Annotated in this window: 20 protein-coding genes; 11 read left to right on the top strand and 9 right to left on the bottom strand. The window is 63.0% G+C overall.

Going from position 1 to position 19148, the window contains the following annotated elements; all coding sequences use genetic code 11:
• Nucleotides 1-18 precede the first annotated feature (18 nt).
• Nucleotides 19-1047, top strand: coding sequence for a zinc-dependent alcohol dehydrogenase family protein (locus NKH06_RS24125; RefSeq protein WP_352894299.1), 1029 nt, complete (start codon nt 19-21; stop codon nt 1045-1047).
• An 85-nt stretch (nt 1048-1132) separates the two neighbouring features.
• Here NKH06_RS24125 and NKH06_RS24120 read toward each other — a convergent pair whose 3' ends face one another.
• Nucleotides 1133-2242, bottom strand: coding sequence for a TRAP transporter substrate-binding protein (locus tag NKH06_RS24120; protein WP_013528215.1), 1110 nt, complete (start codon nt 2240-2242; stop codon nt 1133-1135).
• 263 nt (nt 2243-2505) lie between these two features.
• Here NKH06_RS24120 and NKH06_RS24115 point away from each other — a divergent pair, with 263 nt between their 5' ends.
• Nucleotides 2506-3279 carry a gamma-glutamyl-gamma-aminobutyrate hydrolase family protein gene (locus NKH06_RS24115; protein WP_023813605.1) on the top strand — a complete coding sequence of 258 codons (774 nt, stop codon included), beginning with the start codon at nt 2506-2508 and terminating at the stop codon, nt 3277-3279.
• Here NKH06_RS24115 and NKH06_RS24110 read toward each other — a convergent pair whose 3' ends face one another.
• The 5 genes from NKH06_RS24110 to NKH06_RS24090 form a co-directional block, all read right to left on the bottom strand.
• Nucleotides 3280-3684, bottom strand: coding sequence for a hypothetical protein (locus NKH06_RS24110; protein ID WP_032909483.1), 405 nt, complete (start codon nt 3682-3684; stop codon nt 3280-3282).
• 77 nt (nt 3685-3761) lie between these two features.
• Entirely contained in the window at nt 3762-4745 is a 984-nt protein-coding gene (locus tag NKH06_RS24105; protein ID WP_352442664.1) for a 2-hydroxyacid dehydrogenase, read from the bottom strand.
• Nucleotides 4742-5764 (bottom strand): LacI family DNA-binding transcriptional regulator, encoded by a 1023-nt coding sequence (locus NKH06_RS24100; RefSeq protein WP_352673202.1) that lies wholly within the window; start codon nt 5762-5764, stop codon nt 4742-4744. Before NKH06_RS24100 ends, NKH06_RS24105 begins: the two co-directional genes overlap by 4 nt.
• Nucleotides 5765-5841: 77 nt before the next feature.
• Entirely contained in the window at nt 5842-6726 is an 885-nt protein-coding gene (locus NKH06_RS24095) for a DMT family transporter (protein ID WP_352894280.1), read from the bottom strand.
• Between the two features lie 192 nt (nt 6727-6918).
• The gene (locus NKH06_RS24090) at nt 6919-7326 is read right to left on the bottom strand and encodes a DUF2000 family protein (RefSeq protein WP_352894277.1); all 408 of its coding nucleotides are present in this window, start codon (nt 7324-7326) and stop codon (nt 6919-6921) included.
• Between the two features lie 48 nt (nt 7327-7374).
• On the opposite strand from NKH06_RS24090, the gene NKH06_RS24085 reads away from it, so the two are divergent.
• On the top strand, nt 7375-8244 hold the full coding sequence (locus NKH06_RS24085) for an AraC family transcriptional regulator (RefSeq protein ID WP_352893919.1): 870 nt from the start codon (nt 7375-7377) through the stop codon (nt 8242-8244).
• Nucleotides 8245-8268: 24 nt separating this feature from the next.
• Here NKH06_RS24085 and NKH06_RS24080 read toward each other — a convergent pair whose 3' ends face one another.
• Together NKH06_RS24080 and NKH06_RS24075 are read right to left on the bottom strand one after the other, a co-directional pair.
• Nucleotides 8269-8739 carry a MarR family winged helix-turn-helix transcriptional regulator gene (locus tag NKH06_RS24080; RefSeq protein WP_127289750.1) on the bottom strand — a complete coding sequence of 157 codons (471 nt, stop codon included), beginning with the start codon at nt 8737-8739 and terminating at the stop codon, nt 8269-8271.
• A gap of 215 nt (nt 8740-8954) precedes the next feature.
• Nucleotides 8955-9686, bottom strand: a complete 732-nt coding sequence (locus tag NKH06_RS24075; protein ID WP_352893917.1) for an intradiol ring-cleavage dioxygenase — start codon at nt 9684-9686, stop codon at nt 8955-8957.
• A gap of 201 nt (nt 9687-9887) precedes the next feature.
• Between NKH06_RS24075 and NKH06_RS24070 the strand changes: the two genes are divergently transcribed.
• The 4 genes from NKH06_RS24070 (at nt 9888) to NKH06_RS24055 (ending at nt 12913) form a co-directional block, all read left to right on the top strand.
• A complete protein-coding gene (locus tag NKH06_RS24070) occupies nt 9888-10940 on the top strand; it encodes a CobW family GTP-binding protein (RefSeq protein WP_023813612.1) in 1053 nt (350 codons plus the stop codon).
• Between the two features lie 88 nt (nt 10941-11028).
• A complete protein-coding gene (locus NKH06_RS24065; protein ID WP_023813613.1) occupies nt 11029-11307 on the top strand; it encodes a type II toxin-antitoxin system TacA family antitoxin in 279 nt (92 codons plus the stop codon).
• Complete coding sequence (locus NKH06_RS24060; RefSeq protein WP_352442658.1) at nt 11304-11831, top strand: GNAT family N-acetyltransferase; 528 nt, start codon at nt 11304-11306, stop codon at nt 11829-11831. Before NKH06_RS24065 ends, NKH06_RS24060 begins: the two co-directional genes overlap by 4 nt.
• A gap of 107 nt (nt 11832-11938) precedes the next feature.
• Complete coding sequence (locus NKH06_RS24055; protein ID WP_023813614.1) at nt 11939-12913, top strand: WD40 repeat domain-containing protein; 975 nt, start codon at nt 11939-11941, stop codon at nt 12911-12913.
• Between the two features lie 6 nt (nt 12914-12919).
• On the opposite strand, the gene NKH06_RS24050 is transcribed toward NKH06_RS24055, so the two are convergent.
• Nucleotides 12920-13372 carry a hypothetical protein gene (locus tag NKH06_RS24050; protein WP_023813615.1) on the bottom strand — a complete coding sequence of 151 codons (453 nt, stop codon included), beginning with the start codon at nt 13370-13372 and terminating at the stop codon, nt 12920-12922.
• Between the two features lie 156 nt (nt 13373-13528).
• On the opposite strand from NKH06_RS24050, the gene NKH06_RS24045 reads away from it, so the two are divergent.
• The 4 genes from NKH06_RS24045 (at nt 13529) to NKH06_RS24030 (ending at nt 19114) form a co-directional block, all read left to right on the top strand.
• Complete coding sequence (locus NKH06_RS24045; RefSeq protein WP_352442657.1) at nt 13529-14908, top strand: aspartate aminotransferase family protein; 1380 nt, start codon at nt 13529-13531, stop codon at nt 14906-14908.
• Nucleotides 14905-16326: a glutamine synthetase family protein gene (locus tag NKH06_RS24040; RefSeq protein WP_502895369.1), complete on the top strand. Its 1422-nt coding sequence runs from the start codon at nt 14905-14907 to the stop codon at nt 16324-16326. The genes NKH06_RS24045 and NKH06_RS24040 overlap by 4 nt, the downstream gene beginning before the upstream one ends.
• Before the next feature lie 86 nt (nt 16327-16412).
• Nucleotides 16413-17648 (top strand): putative DNA modification/repair radical SAM protein, encoded by a 1236-nt coding sequence (locus NKH06_RS24035; protein ID WP_023813618.1) that lies wholly within the window; start codon nt 16413-16415, stop codon nt 17646-17648.
• Nucleotides 17649-17650: 2 nt separating this feature from the next.
• On the top strand, nt 17651-19114 hold the full coding sequence (locus tag NKH06_RS24030) for a UdgX family uracil-DNA binding protein (RefSeq protein ID WP_352442655.1): 1464 nt from the start codon (nt 17651-17653) through the stop codon (nt 19112-19114).
• Nucleotides 19115-19148 lie beyond the last annotated feature (34 nt).

Below are 19148 nucleotides of genomic sequence, written 5' to 3'. Positions count from 1 at the left end.
ACCGGCATGGTCAAAACCATGAAAGCGGTGCGGCTGGAAGCAGTGGGCGGCATCACGCTGCGCGACGTCGACATGCCTGACATCGGTGCGGATGAGCTACTGGTGCGCATCGAAGCCTGCGGCGTCTGCGGCACGGATCGGCATCTGTTTCACGGCGAGTTTCCGTGCACGCCGCCGGTGACGCCCGGCCATGAATTCTCCGGCATCGTCGAGGCGGTCGGAAGATCCGTCTCCGGCTTTGCCGTCGGCGACCGCGTCACCGGCGATCCCAACATCGCCTGCGGGCGTTGCGTGCATTGTCATGCCGGGCGGGTCAACCTCTGCAGCAATCTGCGCGCCATCGGCATTCATCGCGACGGCGGCTTTGCCGAATATCTTGCCTTGCCGCAGAAGCAGGCTTTCGTCCTGCCTGCGGGCCTCGATCCCATGCACGGTGCCTTCTGCGAGCCGCTCGGCTGTTGCCTGCATGGCGTCGACCTTGCCGGGATCAAACCGGGCAGCTCGGTGGTCGTGCTTGGCGGCGGCGTGATCGGCCTGCTCACCGTGCAGCTGGCAAGATTGGCGGGAGCCACGACCATCATTCTGTCGACCAGGCAAGCTTCGCGGCGCGCGCTCGCCAGGGATTTCGGCGCGACAGCGACGGTCGATCCGACTGCCGCCGATGTCGTCGACGCCATCGCCGGGCCAGCCGGCCTGGCGCCGGGCGGAGCCGACGTGGTGTTCGAATGCGCGGGCGTGCGAGAGACCGTCGAGCAGTCGATGCGGCTGGCCCGCGCCGGTGGCACGGTCGTCATCGTCGGCGTGACGCCGCAAGGCGTGAAAGCTGAATTCGAGCCGTTCGACCTGCTGTTCCGGGAACTGAAGGTGCTCGGTTCCTTCCTCAATCCCTACACCCATCGCCGCGCCGCCGAACTCATCGCTTCCGGTGCGATAGAGATCGACAGGCTGATCTCCAGGCAGGTGTCGCTTGAAGAAGCGCCAGCGGTGATCGCCAATCCGCCGGCCCCCGGCGAGGTCAAGGTTCTGGTGGTCCCGCGCCGAGGCTGAACCGCCGGCTTCGCCTCCCGGGATATACAGAAAAGCTCCCTGAGCAGGTTCCGCCCAGAGAGCTTTTGAGCAGAAGTCCGGCCGACTACAGCTTGCCGTTGCGCTGCTGGACCATCATGAAGGTGTCGTAATTGTATTCGGCCACCTGCGCCCAGAGATAGTGCTCCTTGCGGAAGCCCTTGATCGATTCCCAGATCTTCTTGAACGGGGCGTTGGAGGCTTCCATTTCGGTATAGACCTCGTTGGCCTTTTCGAAACAGGCAGCCATGATCTCCTGGCTGAACGGGCGCAGTTTCGCGCCGCCGGCCACCAGTCGCTTCACCGCCGCAGGGTTCAGATAATCGTATTTCTGCAGCATGTTGGCGTCGGCCGCCTGCGCGGCAGTGTGCAGCAGCGACTTGTACGTCGGCGAAAGTTCTTCGTACTTCGCCTTGTTGAACATCAGGTGGACGGTCGGGCCGCCCTCCCACCAGCCGGGATAATAATAATAGGGCGCGACCTTGTAGAAGCCGAGCTTCTCGTCATCATAGGGACCAACCCATTCGGCCGCGTCGATGGTGCCTTTCTCCAGCGCGGGATAGATATCACCGCCGGCGATCTGCTGCGGCACGACGCCGAGTTTCTGCACCACCTTGCCGGCAAAACCGCCGATTCGCATCTTGAGGCCGGAAAGGTCGGCCACCGTGTTGATTTCCTTGCGGAACCAGCCACCCATCTGGACGCCGGTGTTGCCGCCCGGCAGGCCGAAAAGGCCCTGCGTGGCGAGAAACTCGTTGAACAGGTCGATGCCGCCGCCATGGTAATGCCAGGCATTCATGCCGCGTGCGTTGAGCGAAAAGGGAACCGCCGCACCGAGCGCCCATGTCGGGTCCTTGCCCCAGTAATAATATGCCACCGTATGGCAGGCCTCGACCGTGCCGGCGGTGGTGGCGTCGGCGGCCTGCAGGCCAGGCACCAGCTCGCCGGCAGCAAAAACCTGGATCTGGAAATTGCCGTCGGTGGCTTCCGACAGCATCTTCGAGAACACCTCGGCGCCGCCATAGATGGTATCGAGCGACTTCGGGAAGGACGATGCCAGCCGCCATGTCACCTTGGGATTGGACTGGGCGATGGCAGGCGCCGCCAGCGTGGCCGCCGCCGCCGCGGCACCGACGCCGGTGACACCGGCCTTGCGAATGAATGAACGACGATCCATGAACTTCCTCCCTTTTGGATCAACAGGCCGACGTCAGGAAATCCTCGGTTTCCCTGTCGGTTCGTTCGAGACAATACACGGGCAAGAAGTCGAGTCCAGCAGGCCGACCCGATTTGACGGCGAAGCCCAGCTACCCTGCAACTATAGTCTAACAGGCCATTTCGTGGCCCATGCGACACGTTGAAACTTGGCATGGAAAAATGCCCGGCGATGGCCTATTTTGCAGGCAGGACATCCTTGCCCAGATGGAACATAGAGCCAAAATGCACCAGCCGCTCGTCGCCATATCGACCGACGTCCGTCAGTTCGACAACTACACCTGGCATGCAGCCCCACAACAATATCTGGAAGCGGCGATCACCGGCGCCGGCGTGTTTCCGGTGCTGGTGCCATCGTTCGGCGACCGGCTCGATTTCGACGAACTTCTGTCGTCGGTCGACGGCGTCATGGTCACCGGCTCGAAATCCAATGTGCACCCCTCGCTTTATGGCGGCGACGCCAGCGAAGCCAATGGCCCCTATGATCCGGCGCGCGACGCCACGACGCTGCCGCTCATCCGGCGGGCGATCGAACGCGGCGTGCCGCTGCTCGCCATCTGCCGCGGCATCCAGGAATTGAACGTGGCGCTGGGCGGCACGCTCGGCACCGAGATCCAGGAGCGCGAGGGTTCGCTCGACCACCGCGCACCGGTGAGCGACAAGCAGGACGAACGCTTCGCCATCCACCAGACCATTTCTATCAAACCCGACAGTTGCCTGGCCGGTGTGTTCGGTGCCGGCGACATCAAGGTCAATTCGTTGCACCGCCAGGCGATCGACCGGCTCGGCTCGAAGCTGCAGATAGAGGCCGTCGCCAGCGACGGCACAGTCGAGGCGGTTTCGGTGCGCGACGCCCGCGCCTTCGCCGTCGGCGTGCAATGGCATCCGGAATACTGGGTCAAGTCGGACAGCAATTCGGTGAAGATATTCCGTGCCTTCGGCGATGCGGTTCGGCTGCACGCCGCAGCGAAGGCTGGCGCACGGGCCGCAGCGGAATAATCAGTCGCCAGATTTCTTATCGCCTATGGCCGCCAGCGACAGCAGCGGCAGCGCCGGGGCATAGGATTCGTAGCCGTCGCCGTCGGCAGTCGCGAAGGTGACGATCGGATCGACGCCGTTGGCGCTGAAGGCGACCGTGCCGTCGTTTTGCTCGCGCCAGAACTTCGCCTGCTCTATGCCCGGCAAGAGCCGGCGGCATTTCGGAGCAACGGTGAGCAGCGACAAACCGTCCGAAATTTCAGCCCCGCGGCTGACTGCACAGACCGCCTCATCGCCATTGGCGACCAGCCTGTAGCTGTTGGACAGGGCGGCCTCGTTGGCCACGCTTTCCACGCTGCCGCCATGAAACAGCTGAATGCCACCAAACAGCGCTGCGGCAGCGATCAATGCGGAAAGTGCTTTCATCATTCTTCATCCACGTACACGGATAGGTTGAAGAATGATTCCAAAGGGTTAAGCTGACGTTAATAAGTGAGGCAGCCTCAAGCTCGCGCCTTGACTTCCGCCGTCTCGGGCACCGGGGTCAGCGGACGGCGCTCGGTGAACCAGGAGACCAGATTGTCGACGCAGAGATCCGCCATGGCGCGGCGGGTATGGTCCGAGGCCGAGCCGACATGCGGCAGTAGCGAGGTGTTGGGCGCATCGAGCAGCGCCTTGGGCACGTTCGGTTCGTAGGCAAAGACGTCGAGGCCGGCGGCGGCGATGGTGCCGGTGACAAGGGCTGCCGCAAGCGCCGCCTCGTCAACCGTGCTGCCGCGACCGATGTTGACGAAGACGCCGTTGGCGCCAAGCGCCGACAGGATCTCGGCATTGACCGCCTTCTCCGTCGAGTCGCCCCCCGGCACGACCGAAATCAGCGTATCGACGGCTTCGGCAAGTCCTTTCAGGGTCGCATGGTACTGGTATGGAAGACCTTCGACACGGCGCCGGTTGTGGTAGGCGACCGGCAAGCCAAAAGCTTCCAGACGCCGGGCGATGGCCTGCCCAATGCGGCCCATGCCGAAAATACCCACACTGCGCCCGCGCAAGGTCAGCCGGCTCAGCGGATAGTTGCCGTTGCGCACCCAGCTGCCGTCGCGCAGCCAGGTTTCGGCGCGCGGCAGGTCGCGGATGGTGTTGATCAACAGCCCGATCGTGGTATCGGCGACCTCCTCGGTCAACACGTCGGGCGTGTTGGTAACCATGATGTTCTTCGCTCGGGCATGGCCGACATCGACCGAATCATAGCCGACGCCAAAGGAGGCGATGAGCTCGAGGTTGGGCAATGCATCCATCATCGCCGCGTCGATGCCGGCAAACGAAGCGATGCCGCGCACATCACTGCGCATCTCGTCGGTGACGAGCGCCGGATCGGCGCGTTCGATTCTGACACGCCTGAACGTGCGGTTGATGCGGTCGACCGCATGGTCGTTGAAATCGCCCGGCACCAGGATGGCGACGGATTGCAGCTGTTCGGCCTTGGTCATACACGCTCCACCGGCTTGCCGGTCGACTGACGCACATGCAGTTCCGGCTTGATCAATTCCTGCGAGGGCCGCACCGTCTGGCCGTTGAGCTTGTCGAGCAGCGCGCTGGCGGCGCGGCGGCCAACCTCGCGCTGGCCGTTCCAGACAGTGGTCAGCGCCGGCGTCGCGATCGCCGCTTCCTCAAGGTCATCATAGCCGGTAACGGAGATGTCGACGCCGGGCACAAGGCCGGCACGGGCAATGCCGTTCATGAGGCCGATGGCGACAAGGTCGTTCCAGCAGCAGGCAGCCGTCGGCCTGTCCTTCAGCGCCAGGAACTGTCCGGCGGCCTCGAAGCCGGCCTGCTTGGTGCGCGGCCCGGCGATGCGCCATGACGACCTGACTTCCAGCCCGGCCGCCTCCATCGCATTGACATAGCCCTGGTAGCGGTCACGGCCGGTCGAGGTCTGGTCGGTGCCGCCGATCATGGCGATGCGCTTGTGGCCGAGCGAGATCAGGTGGTTGGTGGCGAGACCTGTCCCGTAAGAGTCGTCGCCGCGAAACACCGGCACGTCGGCACCCTCGACGGTGCGCGCGATCAGCACAGCGGGGAGGCCGTTCTCCTCGGCCATCAGGATGTCGGAAGCCGGAGTGCCTATCGCCGGCGACATGATGACGCCGTCGGCGCCGAGCTGCAAAAGCGTATCGATAAAGGTGCGCTGCTTTTCGAGCTGATCATAATGATTGGACAGGATGAAGGTCTGCCGGCTGCGGTCGAGCTCGCTTTCGATCGAGCGCAGGATCTCGGCGAAGAATGGGTTCATGATGTCGTGGACGACGACGCCGACAATGCCGGAACGCGAGGTGCGCAGGCTGGCGGCGCGTCGGTTGTAGATATAGCCGATGGCGCGGGCATGTTCCTTGATGCGGTCACGGGTGGTCCCGGCAACCAGAGGGCTGTCGCGCAGCGCCAGCGAGACCGTGGCCGTGGACACGCCGAGCGCATCCGCGATCGTCGAAAGCTTGATTTTTTGTGCCAGCGACGTGTGCTCCCCGGACCTGAACTTCCAGACCTAAACTGTTTAAAGGCGGCGTTATGCCACCGATCGGGGGCAAATCAAAGTTTTTTTGCCAACGCTTCGGCCTCGACATCCGAGGCCGCGCGGCTCCGCAGCCGAAGCCTATGCTCGCGATGGACGATGTAGAGACCGCTGGCGACGATGATGGCGGCGCCGACCAATGTCCAGCGGTCGGGAAACTGCTTGAAGACGATCCAGCCGGAAATGATCATCCACACCATCTGCGAATAGGGATAGGGCGCCAAAGCCGTGGTTGTCGCCAGCCGGTAGGCCTGGACCAGCAGCCAGTGACCGACGCCGCCGAACACGCCGAGCATCAGCAGCACGAACCAGTGCCAGCCATTATGCGGCAGGGAAAACGAAAACGGCAGCAGGGGCAACAGCAGCAGCGCCGGCGCCAGCGCCGAAAACAGGATGAGGCTCTCCGATGTCTCGGTCGCCGACATGCGGCGCGTCATGATGACGTAGAAGCAGTTCGACAGCATCGAGCCGAGCGCGAAGAGATGTCCGATGCCGAAAACGCCGACGCCCGGCCGGGTGATGATGAGGACGCCGGCAAAGGCCGCCAGGATGGCCAGCCAGCGCCGCCAGCCGGCCCACTCGCCAAGCAGCGGACCGGCCAGTGCCGTGATCACCATCGGCCCGAAGAAATAGATCGAGGTTGTCTCGGCCAGTTGCAGGGATTTGAGCGCCAGGACATTGAATATGGTCGATCCGAACAGGAACGCGCCACGCAAGATATGCGCCGGCAGGTTGACCGGACGAAACCGCACCGGTTGGCGCCAGCCGCGCAACAGCGCGCCGACCAGCACGACATGCACGGCAAAGCGCACCCAGGCAACGACCAGCACGGAAACGCCGGCAAGGACGAGGTATTTGCTTGATGTGTCGAGGAAGGTGAAGAAGACATAGGTGGAAAGCATGCACAGGATCGCCACCGGGGGCGTCGCGCTTTCTACATGTCTTTGGGGAGCACTCACTTGCAGGCCGGGTGGGAAGCTAGGCTGGAGCCCACCTTTGCGGGAATTGCCGGGTCCCGGCAAGCCAATTGTCGCCAGCCCCGAGGTGAAAGCCTGCTGGCACAACAAGAGCCGCCGGCAGGCGTAGTGCCTTGGCTAGGCGTGCATGCAGGCGCCCTTGGTGATTTTATCGACCAGCTTCTTGTCGGCGCGAAGCGCGATCCCGACCACCTTGGCGTCTTCAGGCGCGAATTCGGCGAAGACGGCACGGTTGGCCGCGTCAAAGCCGGTCGAAAACATCTCCTCGACATAGAGCGAGGTGGTCACGCCGCGCTCTAGTGTGCGCCGGTGGATGGCGCCCAACGTTGCCTGGTCGGCGGACAAAACGATGACCGGCTGGATCGACAGCGGGTTGTAGAGATTGCCGGCGCGGTCGCGATAGGGTTCACCGATGATATCGGGAAACTGCGCGACGATGCCGCTGGTCAGGAAAGCGGTGACGTTGAGTTTCTGCCAGACCGGCAGATCTTCCCCGAGCACGATTGCAAATTTCGTATCGAACATGAGACATTGGCCATTCGGTTGTGCCCCAATGCGAGGCTGAAGGAGACGATGTCGCACGATCTAGACAGCCAGGCTTTCAAGGGTCTTGGACGTTTGTGCGTCGATGCGGCGGAAAACCGTATCATCTCCGCCCCCGATCCCGCAGGCATGGAGCGGATCGAGGCGCGCTTCCATGGCAGCGCGTTCGACCTGCATCGCCACGACACCTATGCGATCGGGGTGACGCTGCACGGTGTGCAGACGTTTCGCTATCTCGGCGCTGCGCGCCACAGCCTTCCGGGACAGATCATCGTTCTGCATCCCGACGAGTTGCATGACGGCGGCGCCGGCACCGAGGACGGCCTGCGCTACCGAATGCTCTATCTGGAGCCGTCGCTGATGCTCGGCTGCCTTGGCGGCGCTTCGCTGCCTTTTGTCAGGGATGGCGTGGTGACGGACGCCGCCTTTTGCGCAACGCTGCTTTCGGCGCTGGGTCCGCTGGAGCAGGAACTCGACGAGTTGTTCGTCGACGACTTCCTGACGCAACTGATGCAAAGCCTGATCCGGCATGGCGGCCAGTCGGCGAAGCCGATGACCAGGACGGCGTGGCGGGCGGCTGCGCTAGCACGCGACTATCTTACGGAAAACCTGACCCGGCCGGTGCGCTCCGGTGAACTGGAAGCGGTAACCGGGCTCGACCGCTATGCCTTGTCGCGGCACTTCCGCGCCGCTTTCTCGACCAGTCCGCATCGCTTCCTGGTGATGCGCCGGCTTCAGCGCGCGCGGCGGATGATCGCCGCCGGCGAACCGTTGGCACAGATCGCAGTCGAAGCCGGCTTCAGCGACCAGAGCCATTTTATCAGGCAATTCAAGAAGGCATTCGGCATGACACCGGGACGCTGGTCGTCGCTGATCCAGGGCTCTGCCGCGGCGGCTTGATCGCCTGCCGCGACAATCTGCCGGTCAGTCGTCCGACTCGGCGTCGTCGTCGATGAGCACCAGTTCCTCGTTCGAGAGGTTGGCCTCGATGCGGGCAAGCAGTTTGAACAGCGACTTCTGGTCCTTCTTGTCGAGGCCCTTCAGCGCCTGCTTTTCGGTCTTCTTCACCGATTTCTCGATGGCGTGGATGATGTCGCGACCGGTGTCGGTGAGGAAGATATGCGCCTGACGGGCATCGGCCGACGAAGCGCGCTTCTCCAGAAAACCCTGCGCCTGCAGCCGGTTGATAGTCTTGGTGATGGTCGGCGGGCGCACGCCGAGGCGTCCGGCCAGATTGCCAGGCGTCTGGCCGTCCTCACGGTCGAGCGACAGCATGATCTGGTCCTGGCCGGCATAGAAGCCGTGCGCCAGAAGCCGCGCCGCCAGCGCCGTTCTTGCCAGCCTTGCCGCCGAATGCAGCCGGCTCATTGTCGCAGTCTTGTCCGCCTTGGCCATGGTCTTCCCTCTTCGGCCGTACCGGTGCGGGCAGCATAGAGGCAGCCGGCCGGTTGGCAATCGACGATCAAAAAGATTCCGGTGCTTCAAACAGCTTTGCCGGCAAGCATTGTGGTGTCCGCCGTGGCTAATGCCAGATGTTTATTTCAGTTAGATGACAAACGAATTCCCAGCCGGAGTTTTCGTCGCGAGCAGGGTGGTGGAGTGACCGCCGCTCAGCCGGGCTTCACCGCCACGATCATCAGCGCCTGATAGGCATCCTCCAGTTCGCGCAGCGCAGCCTGCGATTGCGGTCCGGCCCGCCTGGCGATGCCGTCCGCGGCATTCGAGGTGTCGCGCTTGCCGGGCCGGTCATTGTAGGGCGCGACTGTGGTGAATATCTGCTCGCTGAGGCTGTCGGGGAAGAACAACTGTCCGGTCATCACCGAACTGTCGTTAGGGAAGATCTTGAAATGGATATGGGTGGTGCGGCCGCGATACCAGCCGGGATAGATGGTGGCGAAGGAAACGATGCCGCTTGCATCGGTCTTCTTCCAACCACGCAGGAAGGTCTGGCCCGACGTGTCGCCGTCGCGGCCGTCACCCTGTCTGGGATAGCCGGAATGGGCGCCTTGCGCGTCGCAATGCCAGATGTCGACGCGGGCGCCGACAAGCACGCGGCAGGCCGCGTCGACGACCTGCAGCCGGACGTCAAGGGCAATACCTTTCTTGCCTTCGGTGACGTCCGCACGTTCGAGTTTCGGGTCGAAATAGAACGGCCCCTCGGTCACTTCAGGCGTAATGGTGCAGACACCGGCGCCGTTTTCGGACAAGGCCAGTCCGGCATAGGGTAAAGTCTGGTCTGCTATCGCGGCGGCGGGCAGGAAGGCACCACCGCCGGCGGTGACCGCGATCAAACCGAGCGCCTGGCGCCGGCTCATTGAGAAGGAGGATGGCTTGCCGGACATATCTTGCCTCTCGAATTGGCCTCTCGTATCCTGATCTAGGCGGTCACATCGGCTCTCGCCAACGAAAATTCAGCAATGTCGGCAAGCCGGTTTGGCCCATCGGTTTGCCCCGTGCAAAAGCCCGGCACACACCCTATATGGAGCCGACATTCCCTTTTTCTCAGGCCGAATTTTCGAGGCCCAGCACTTTCGAGGCAAGCCATGAGCGACGCACAGACGCAGATCCCCGTAACCGTTCTCACCGGCTATCTCGGCGCCGGCAAGACGACGCTGCTCAACCGCATCCTGTCGGAAAACCACGGCAAGCGCTACGCCGTTATCGTCAACGAATTCGGCGAAATCGGCATCGACAATGATCTGATCGTGGAATCCGACGAGGAAATCTACGAGATGAACAATGGCTGCATTTGCTGCACGGTGCGCGGCGACCTGATCCGTGTCGTCGAGGGCCTGATGCGCCGGCCAGGCCGCTTCGACGCCATCGTGGTCGAGACCACCGGGCTCGCCGATCCGGTGCCGGTGGCGCAGACCTTCTTCATGGACGACGACGTGCGCTCCAAGACCAGGCTTGACGCGGTGGTGGCGCTGGTCGACGCCAAGCATCTGCCGTTACGGCTCAAGGATTCCAGGGAAGCCGAGGACCAGATCGCCTTCGCCGACGTCGTCGTGCTCAACAAGACCGACCTCGTCACATCAGAAGAACTCGCCAAGGTCGAGGCGACGATCCGCGCCATCAATCCGGCGGCGAAGATCCATCGCACGACGCGAGCCGGCGTCGCGCTGACCGAGGTGCTCGACCGCGGGGCCTTCGACCTGTCGAGGGCACTGGAAAACGACCCGCATTTCCTCGAGGCGCATGACGATCACGATCATCATGACCACGATCATGACGGTCACGATCACCACCACCACGATCATGACGGGCACCACCATCACGCTCATGCGTCCGACATCCATGACGTGACAGTGCAGTCGGTGTCGCTGCGCGGTGGCGAGATGGACCCGAAGAAATTCTTCCCGTGGATCGAGAAGATCACCCAGATGGAAGGTCCCAACATCCTGCGGCTGAAAGGCATCATCGCGCTCAAGGGCGACGACGAGCGCTATGTCATCCAGGGTGTCCACATGATCATCGAGGGCGACCACCAGCGCGCCTGGAAGGACGGCGAGAAACATGAGAGCCGGCTAGTGTTCATCGGCCGTGAACTCGACGCCGAGCGGCTGAAGAAGAGCTTTGACGCCTGCCAGGCCTAGGTCCTTCGTAGCGCTGCTCGTTGCGGGTTGAATATCTCTTCATGTACACATATCATGTGTACATGATATTAGCGGCGAGGAGTGACCTATGCCTAGATCAGCCGACAACAAGACCGAGCGCTACCAAATCCGCATTCCGCCTGAGCAGAAGGCGATGATCTCCCGCGCCGCAGCGCTGTCGCACAAGGACATGGCCGACTTTATCCTCGACAAGGTCGTGCCCGAGGCGCAGGCCGTAATAGAGGCAGCGGAGGTGACGAAGGTGTCGGGTCGCGATTTCTCACGCATCCTCGATCTACTGGAACACCCGCCAAGACCCAACGCCAAGCTCAAGGCCGCGATCGCCGCCTTGCCGGACACTCTGTGACGCTTCCGTCCTGGCATGAAGAACCGATTGCGAGACGTCACGATCGGGCTTCCTTCGATTGCGGCGACGCGCAAATGAACGATTTTCTGCGGCGGTTCGCGCGACAGAGCCACGATCAGAATGCAGCCAAGACCTTCTGTGCGATTGATGACGCGGCTTCGGAGCGTATCCTTGGGTTCTATACGATCGCACCGTCTGCAGTCGCCCATGAAACCGTGCCCGAAGCCATGACGAGAGGCTTGGCGCGACACGAGGTTTCCGGTTTCAAGCTTGCACGGCTCGCGACCGACCGCACCGTCGCAGGGCAAGGGCTCGGCGGTCAGTTGCTTGCTGCCGCGGCGTTGCGCTGCCTACGGCTTGCCGGCGAGGGCGGCGGCATCCTACTCATCATCGATGCCAAGAGCGAGCGGGCGGCAAGGTGGTATGCCAGTTATGGCGCCGAGCCCCTCCAAGGATCGGATTTGACCCTGGTGATGCCCCTGGCGACGTTCGCAACCGATCTGCGGGAGAGAGGGCTGCTTTGACAACCGCCTCTCGCGACTTGCCTAACCTCATGGTTGCCGGAACCGCAAACGTCGAGTAAGCCGCCCGGGCTGTCTCTACAATCTCGTCCAGGTGAATAAGAATAGTCATGCCCACAGTCGCCCCGCTTGATCTCGAAGGCCATTGCATCGCCGCCGTCTTTCTCGGTGACGTGCCGCATTTCGCGATGGCCGACGGCGTCGTCCATCGGCTCGACCATGGCCACAAGACAGTTCAGGCCAATGACGGGCTGCTGGCCGCCTTCCATGATGCGGCCAACGACCGGCTGATCACCGGCGGCGAGGACGGCAAGGTGTTTGCCGTGAAAGCGGGCGGCGAGGCCACGGAATTGGCAAGCGCCGCCAGGAAGTGGATCACCAGCGTTGCCGCCGGGCCGCAAGGCGCCATCGCCTATGCCTCAGGCAAGACCGCCTTCGTGCGCTTCGCCGACGGCAAGACCAGGGAATTCACCCATCCGCGTTCGGTCGAGGGCCTGGCCTTCTCGCCCAAGGGCATGCGCTTCGGCGTTGCCCGCTACAATGGCGCGACGCTGCATTTCCCCGCCGCCGAGGGCAAGCCGGTGGAACTCGAATGGGCCGGTGCCCACACCGGCGTCACCTTCTCGCCGGATGGCGCCTTCCTCGTCACCACCATGCAGGAAAACGCGCTGCACGGCTGGAAGCTCGCCGACGGCAAGCACATGCGCATGACCGGCTATCCCGGCAAGGTGAAAAGCCTGTCGTGGAGCGTGAAGGGCAAGTGGCTGGCGAGTTCCGGCGCGCCGGCGGCGATCGTCTGGCCGTTTTCGGGCAAGGATGGGCCGATGGGCAAGGCGCCGCTGGAACTCGGCACGCGAGGCAACGCCATGGTGACGGCTGTCGCCTGCCATCCGAGCCAGGATGTCGTCGCCATAGGCTATGATGACGGCATGGTGATGGCGGTGCGTTTTGCCGACGCCAAGGAAGTGCTGTTGCGACGGCCGGGCAAGGGCTCCATCACCTCGATGATGTGGGACAAGGAAGAACGCCGTGTCGCCTTCGGCAGTGCCGCCGGCGATTGCGGCGTCATCGACATCACGGCCTGACCCCGCTCACTCCGCTCCACACGACACTTTGCCGCTGATTTCAACCGGTTTGCCGTCCTGGTCCGTATCCGCCGCGGCGTCGTAGATGGAGAGCGTATAGCTCCCGTCATAGACGCCTTCGTCGCTGGTCTTGGTCAGGATCGTCAGTTCGATCGAGTTGATCTTTTGCGCGGCCTCGTGCTCACGATAGATGTTCAGCCGCAATTCCTTGCCGTCGAGCCAGTACTGCGTCAGGTTGGAATCCTCGAACACGGTCTTGCGCAGGCTGTCGCCGGCAGGCCGGCTCAGAATTTCGAGGTTGCCGCGAAAGTTGAAGGTCGGCCCGCCCATGCCTCTGGTGACGCCTGCCTCGACCTCGAATGTCGCCGCCGTGTCCTCGGTGGAGCACCAGATGCCGCCCGACGCAAAGGCAGCGCCAGCCGACGACAGAAGCATTGCCACACACATGATCGTTCTCATTTTGCCCCTCCACCTCAAATCCCGCTCATATTGGCGCTGACTTCGGCAGCACGGTCAAGCGCCGCTGCCAAAGGCTGAGCCAACGCAGGACAGATGCGCGGCCAATTGCGGATGCGGACACGGATTGGCTAAGAGGGATCGACCAGAGGGGTTTTCATGCACAGCGATATGTCCAAGACGTCCATCGGCGGCATCGGCCGCGACCGCATTGCCGATTTGCGCGAAACCGAGGGGGCAGCCTTCCGCAAGGCGCGGCCAAAATCGCAAGCCAAGATCGGCAACGGCCTGCCCGGCTTCTTCGGCGGCGTCCCGATGCACTGGATGAACGATTGGCCGACGCCGTTCCCGATCCTGGTCGACAACGCCAGGGGCGCGACGATCACCGACATCGACGGAAACAAGCTCGACGATTTCTGCCTTGGAGACACCGGCTCGATGTTCGGCCATTCGCCGCCACCGGTGGCACGCGCCATCCGCCGCCAGGCCGGACGCGGCCTGACCTATATGCTGCCTTCGGAAGATGCGCTGGCCATAGGGCCGCTGCTGCAGCAGCGCTTCGGCCTGCCGTTCTGGCAGATCGCGACGACGGCGACCGACGCCAACCGCTTTGCGCTGCGTGTTGCCCGTGCCGTCACCGGCCGCGAAAAAATCCTGGTCTTCAACGGCTGCTATCATGGCTCGGTCGACGAGACGATGGTGCGGCTGATCGACGGCAAGCCCGTCAACCGGCCGGGATTGGCGGGCGAGTTCCGCGACCTGACCCGCACGGCCAAGGTCATCGAGTTCAACGATGTTTCAGCACTCGAAGCCGCGCTCAGGGATAAGGATGTGGCCTGCGTCATTGCCGAACCGGTGCTGACCAACTCCTGTATGGTGCTGGCCGATCCGGGTTACCATGACGCCCTGCGCAAACTGACACGCCAAGCCGGCACGCTGCTTCTGATCGACGAGACGCACACGATCTCGACCGGCCCCGGCGGCTATACGAGGAAGTATGGCCTCGACCCGGACCTCTTCGTGCTGGGCAAGCCGATTGCCGGAGGTGTGCCGGCCAGTGTCTGGGGCATGAGCGACGACGTTGCCTCACGCTACGCGGATTACAACAGGACCAAGGAGCCGGGCTATTCCGGCATGGGCACGACGCTGTCGGCCAACCCGCTGCAGTTCGCGGCGATGCGCGCCACGCTCGAAGAGGTGATGACCGAGGGGAATTACGACCGGATGGATCATCTGGCGCGGCGGCTCGATGCCGGGCTGATCGGCGTGATCGATCGCTATCGTCTGCCCTGGCATGTTTCCCGCGTCGGCGCCCGCGTCGAGTTCATCTGTGCGCCCGGTCCGCTGCGCAATGGCGCCGAGGCGGAAATGGCGCATGCACCGGAACTGGAGGCCGCCATCCATGTCGCGCTGGTCAATCGCGGCGTGCTGATCGCACCCTTCCACAACATGATGCTGATCTCGCCGGCGACCTCGGCTGCCCAGGTCAACCGGCTGATCACCGCCTTCGGCGCGGTTGCGGCGAAGCTTGCGGCATGAGACAAGCGGCGATGGACCACCCCAATGCCATGATAACCTCACCTTCGGGCTCGACACCTGCCGAGGCGCAAGCCTTTCTCGACGCCCATCCCGAGATCGAGGCCTTCGATATCGTCCTGACCGATGCCAATGGCGTCGGCCGTGGCAAGATCGTGCGCCGGCATGAGCTGAAAAGCATCTTCGAGGGCGGCCGCCACATGCCGATCTCGATCCTCGGCCTCGATATCACAGGCGAGGATGTACACGAGACCGGGCTGATCTGGACCACCGGCGACGGCGACCTCAGGGCCTGGCCGATCCCCGGCACGCTGGTGCCGCTCTATGGCACGAGCCCGCCGCGCGGCCAGTTGCTGATGGCGATGTACATGCTCGACGGCCGGCCGATGTCGTCGGATCCGCGGCTGGCGCTGGCTCGGCAGGTGGAGATCCTGGCGGCCAAGGGTCTCTATCCGGCCGGCGCCTTCGAACTTGAATTCTTCCTGCTGGCCAACGAACGCGACGCCGACGGCAAGGTGCAGCCCGCGCGCGCCGTGCTCGACGGCCGCGTCTCGGGCAAGACTGAAGTCTATTCGGTCGATCATCTGCACGGCATGGAGCCGCTGTTCTCCGACATCTATGCCGCGGCCAAGGCGCAAGGCATTCCGGCCGAGACGGTGATTTCCGAATATGCGCCCGGCCAGTACGAACTGACGCTGAACTACCGCAAGGATGTGATGCGGGCGGCCGACGATCTGGTCATGCTGAAGCGGCTGGTGCGGGCGCAGGCGCGCCGCCATGGCGTCACCGCCTGTTTCATGGCCAAGCCGATCGAGAAATATGCCGGCTCGGGCATGCATTTCCACGTCTCGCTGCAGGACAAGGCCGGCCGAAACGTCTTTGCCGAAGCCGGCGGCGAGAGCTGGTCGCTGCCGCTGCTGCAGGGGCTTGGTGGCCTCATCCAGACGATGGCGGAATCGATGCTGGTGTTTGCGCCGCACGCCAATTCCTGGCGGCGTTTCGTCTCGCAATCCTATGCGCCGGTGGCGCCGACCTGGGGCGTCAACAACCGCTCGGTGGCGCTACGCGTGCCGGCAGGCGACGCGAAGAACCGGCGCATCGAGCACCGCCCGTCCGGCGTCGACGCCAACCCTTATCTGATCGCCGCGACCGTGCTCGCCGGCATCATCAAGGGCATGGATGAAGGCCTCGATCCGGGCCCCGAAACGACCGGCAACGGCTATGAGGCAGCGGTCACGCGCACGACCATGCCTGTCGACTGGCGCGCCGCGATCGAAGCGGCGCGGACGTCCAGCTTCCTGAAGAACGCGCTCGGCGAGGACCTGCACCGGACGTTCGTGGCGATCAAACAGTCCGAGTATCTGCGGGTGGCACGCACGGTCAGCGAACTGGATTACCACCTCTATCTGCACGAGGTTTGATGGATTCATGATGGGCGGCGATCACTTTTTCGCCGCCTCCATCAAATGAGGTAGCGGATCTCCTGTTCAGAACATATCATGAACATATGAGCGCACTTACCGTCCGTGAAAAGCTGGCGATCCTCTCCGACGCCGCCAAATACGATGCCTCCTGCGCCTCTTCCGGTGCTGCAAAAAAGGATTCCTTGAAATCCGGCGGCATCGGCTCCACCGAAGGCATGGGCATCTGTCATTCCTACGCGCCGGATGGCCGCTGCATTTCCCTTCTCAAGATCCTGCTGACCAATTTCTGCATCTACGATTGCAGCTATTGCATCAACCGCTCGTCGTCCAATGTGCGGCGCGCCCGTTTCACCATCGAAGAGGTGGTGAAACTGACCATGGATTTCTACAGGCGCAACTATATCGAAGGCCTGTTCCTGTCCTCCGGCGTCGTCCGCTCACCGGACGAGACCATGGGCGAGATGGTCGAGGTGGCACGCCGGCTGCGCTTGGAGGAGAAGTTCTCCGGCTACATCCATCTGAAGACGATCCCGGAAAGTTCGGCGGAACTGGTCGAGAAGGCAGGGCTTTATGCCGACCGGCTGTCGATCAACGTTGAACTGCCGACCGATGAGGGCGTGAAGCGGCTGGCGCCCGAGAAGAAGCCGGAGACAATCCGGCTTTCCATGGCCAGGCTGCGCCAGAAGATGGAGGAGAAGGCTGAGCCGACTTTGAAGACCAAGAAGCGCGAACGCTTTGTGCCGGGCGGTCAGTCGACGCAGATGATCATCGGCGCCGACAAGACATCCGACGACGGCATCCTTCACACCAGCGCGCGGCTCTATGGCAGCTATCATCTGCGGCGCGTCTATTACTCGGCTTTCAGCCCCATTCCGGATTCGTCATCGTCGCTGCCCTTGCTGAAACCACCGCTGATGCGCGAGCACCGGCTCTATCAGGCCGACTGGCTGATGCGGTTCTATGGGTTTTCACAGCCGGAAATCCTTGCCGGGAGCAGCGACGGCATGCTCGATCTCGCCATAGACCCGAAGCTCGCCTGGGCGCTGCGCAACCGGGGACAGTTTCCGGTCGACATCAACCGCGCCGACCGCGAAGCGCTGCTGCGGGTGCCGGGTCTCGGCACCAAGGTGGTGGCGAAGATTTTGGAGACGCGCCGGCACCGGCGCATGCGGCTCGAGGACGTCGGACGGATCTGCCAGTCGGTCGCCAAGCTCAGGCCCTTCATCATCGCCGAAGGCTGGTCACCTGGTGCGCTGACCGACAAGGCCGGCCTGCGCGACAGGATCGCCTACTCCTGCGAACAATTATCGTTGTTTTGATCATGCGGCCGGCGCAACTCGATCTCGCCAGATACAGAGTTCGGCTCGACAGCGAGACGGATTTTGCCGGCTGGCGTGACGCGGCACGGCGGCTCGCCCTGAATGAGGTCAGGCCCGAGGACGTCGGCTGGCATGTCGCGCCGGGCTCTGATCAGGCAGAATTGCCTGAAGTGCCTGCGGGCGCGCAGCTCGTCGTGCCGCGCGACTTCATCGGGCATGCCGAAACGGCGTTCTGCCATTCCGATTCCGGCCGGTTTGCCTTTATCTACAGAGTGCTTTGGCGATTGCGCGACGAGCCTAAACTGCTGGAAATCGCGTCGGATCCCGACACCAGGCGGCTTGAGACCATGGAAAAGGCGGTGCGGCGCGACAGCCACAAGATGCACGCCTTCGTGCGCTTCCGAAAAATCGGCGACGGTGCCGATGAGCGCTATGTCGCCTGGTTCGAGCCGGATCATTTCATCGTCGAGCGCAACGCCGATTTCTTCGTCAGGCGTTTCACCGGCATGCGCTGGACGATCCTGACGCCCTATGCCTCCGCCGATTGGGATGGCGAAAGGCTGGCGATGGGGCCGGGTGCTGCCAAGGGCGATGCGCCTGATCAAGACGACACCGAGGCGCTCTGGCGGACTTATTTCGAGAACATCTTCAACCCGGCGCGGCTGAAGGTGAAGGCGATGCAAAGGGAGATGCCAAAGAAATATTGGCGGAACCTTCCCGAGGCCTCGCTCATTCCAGACATGATCGCAGGAGCGGACAAGGCCGCCAAGGACATGATTGCGAAGATGCCGACAACACCCGCGCCGCACCACGCAAAGGTGCAGGCACGGCATTGGCCGAAGCAACAGCCTGCCGAGACGGCGGAGGACGATGCCGCAAGCACGATTTCCGAGTTGCGTGAGGTAGCGAAAGGCTGCCGTCGCTGCCCGCTTTGGCGCGACGCGACGCAGACCGTCTTCGGTGAGGGCCCCGACAATGCCAAAGTGATCTTCGTCGGCGAACAGCCGGGGGATCAGGAGGATCTCGCCGGCAAACCTTTCGTTGGTCCGGCCGGCAAGGTGTTCGATGCGATCCTGGACGATGCCGGTGTCGATCGGCAAAAGGTCTATGTCACCAACGCAGTCAAGCACTTCAAGTTCGAGCCGCGCGGCAAGCGCCGCATCCACTCCAAGCCGAATTCCGGTGAGATTCAGGCCTGCCGCTGGTGGATCGACCAAGAATTCGAGCTGATCAAGCCTAACCTCGCCGTGGCACTCGGCGCGACAGCGGCGATGTCGCTGCTCGGCAAGGCGATCCCGGTGACAAAGATGCGCGGACAAGTGATCGAGCGCGAGGACGGATTGCGCGTGTTCATCACCATCCATCCCTCCTTCATCCTGCGCATCCACGATCGGGCGGACAAGGAAGCCGAACGCGAACGGTTCCTGCAGGATATGAAGCTGGTGAAGCGGCTGATGGCCGCCTGATCAGTTTTGTTTTTGCGCGATTCCAGACGGAAAA

Source organism: Mesorhizobium sp. M1342 (genome assembly GCF_040317955.1).
Lineage (GTDB): Bacteria > Pseudomonadota > Alphaproteobacteria > Rhizobiales > Rhizobiaceae > Mesorhizobium.
This window is presented reverse-complemented; position numbering and strand designations above follow the sequence as displayed.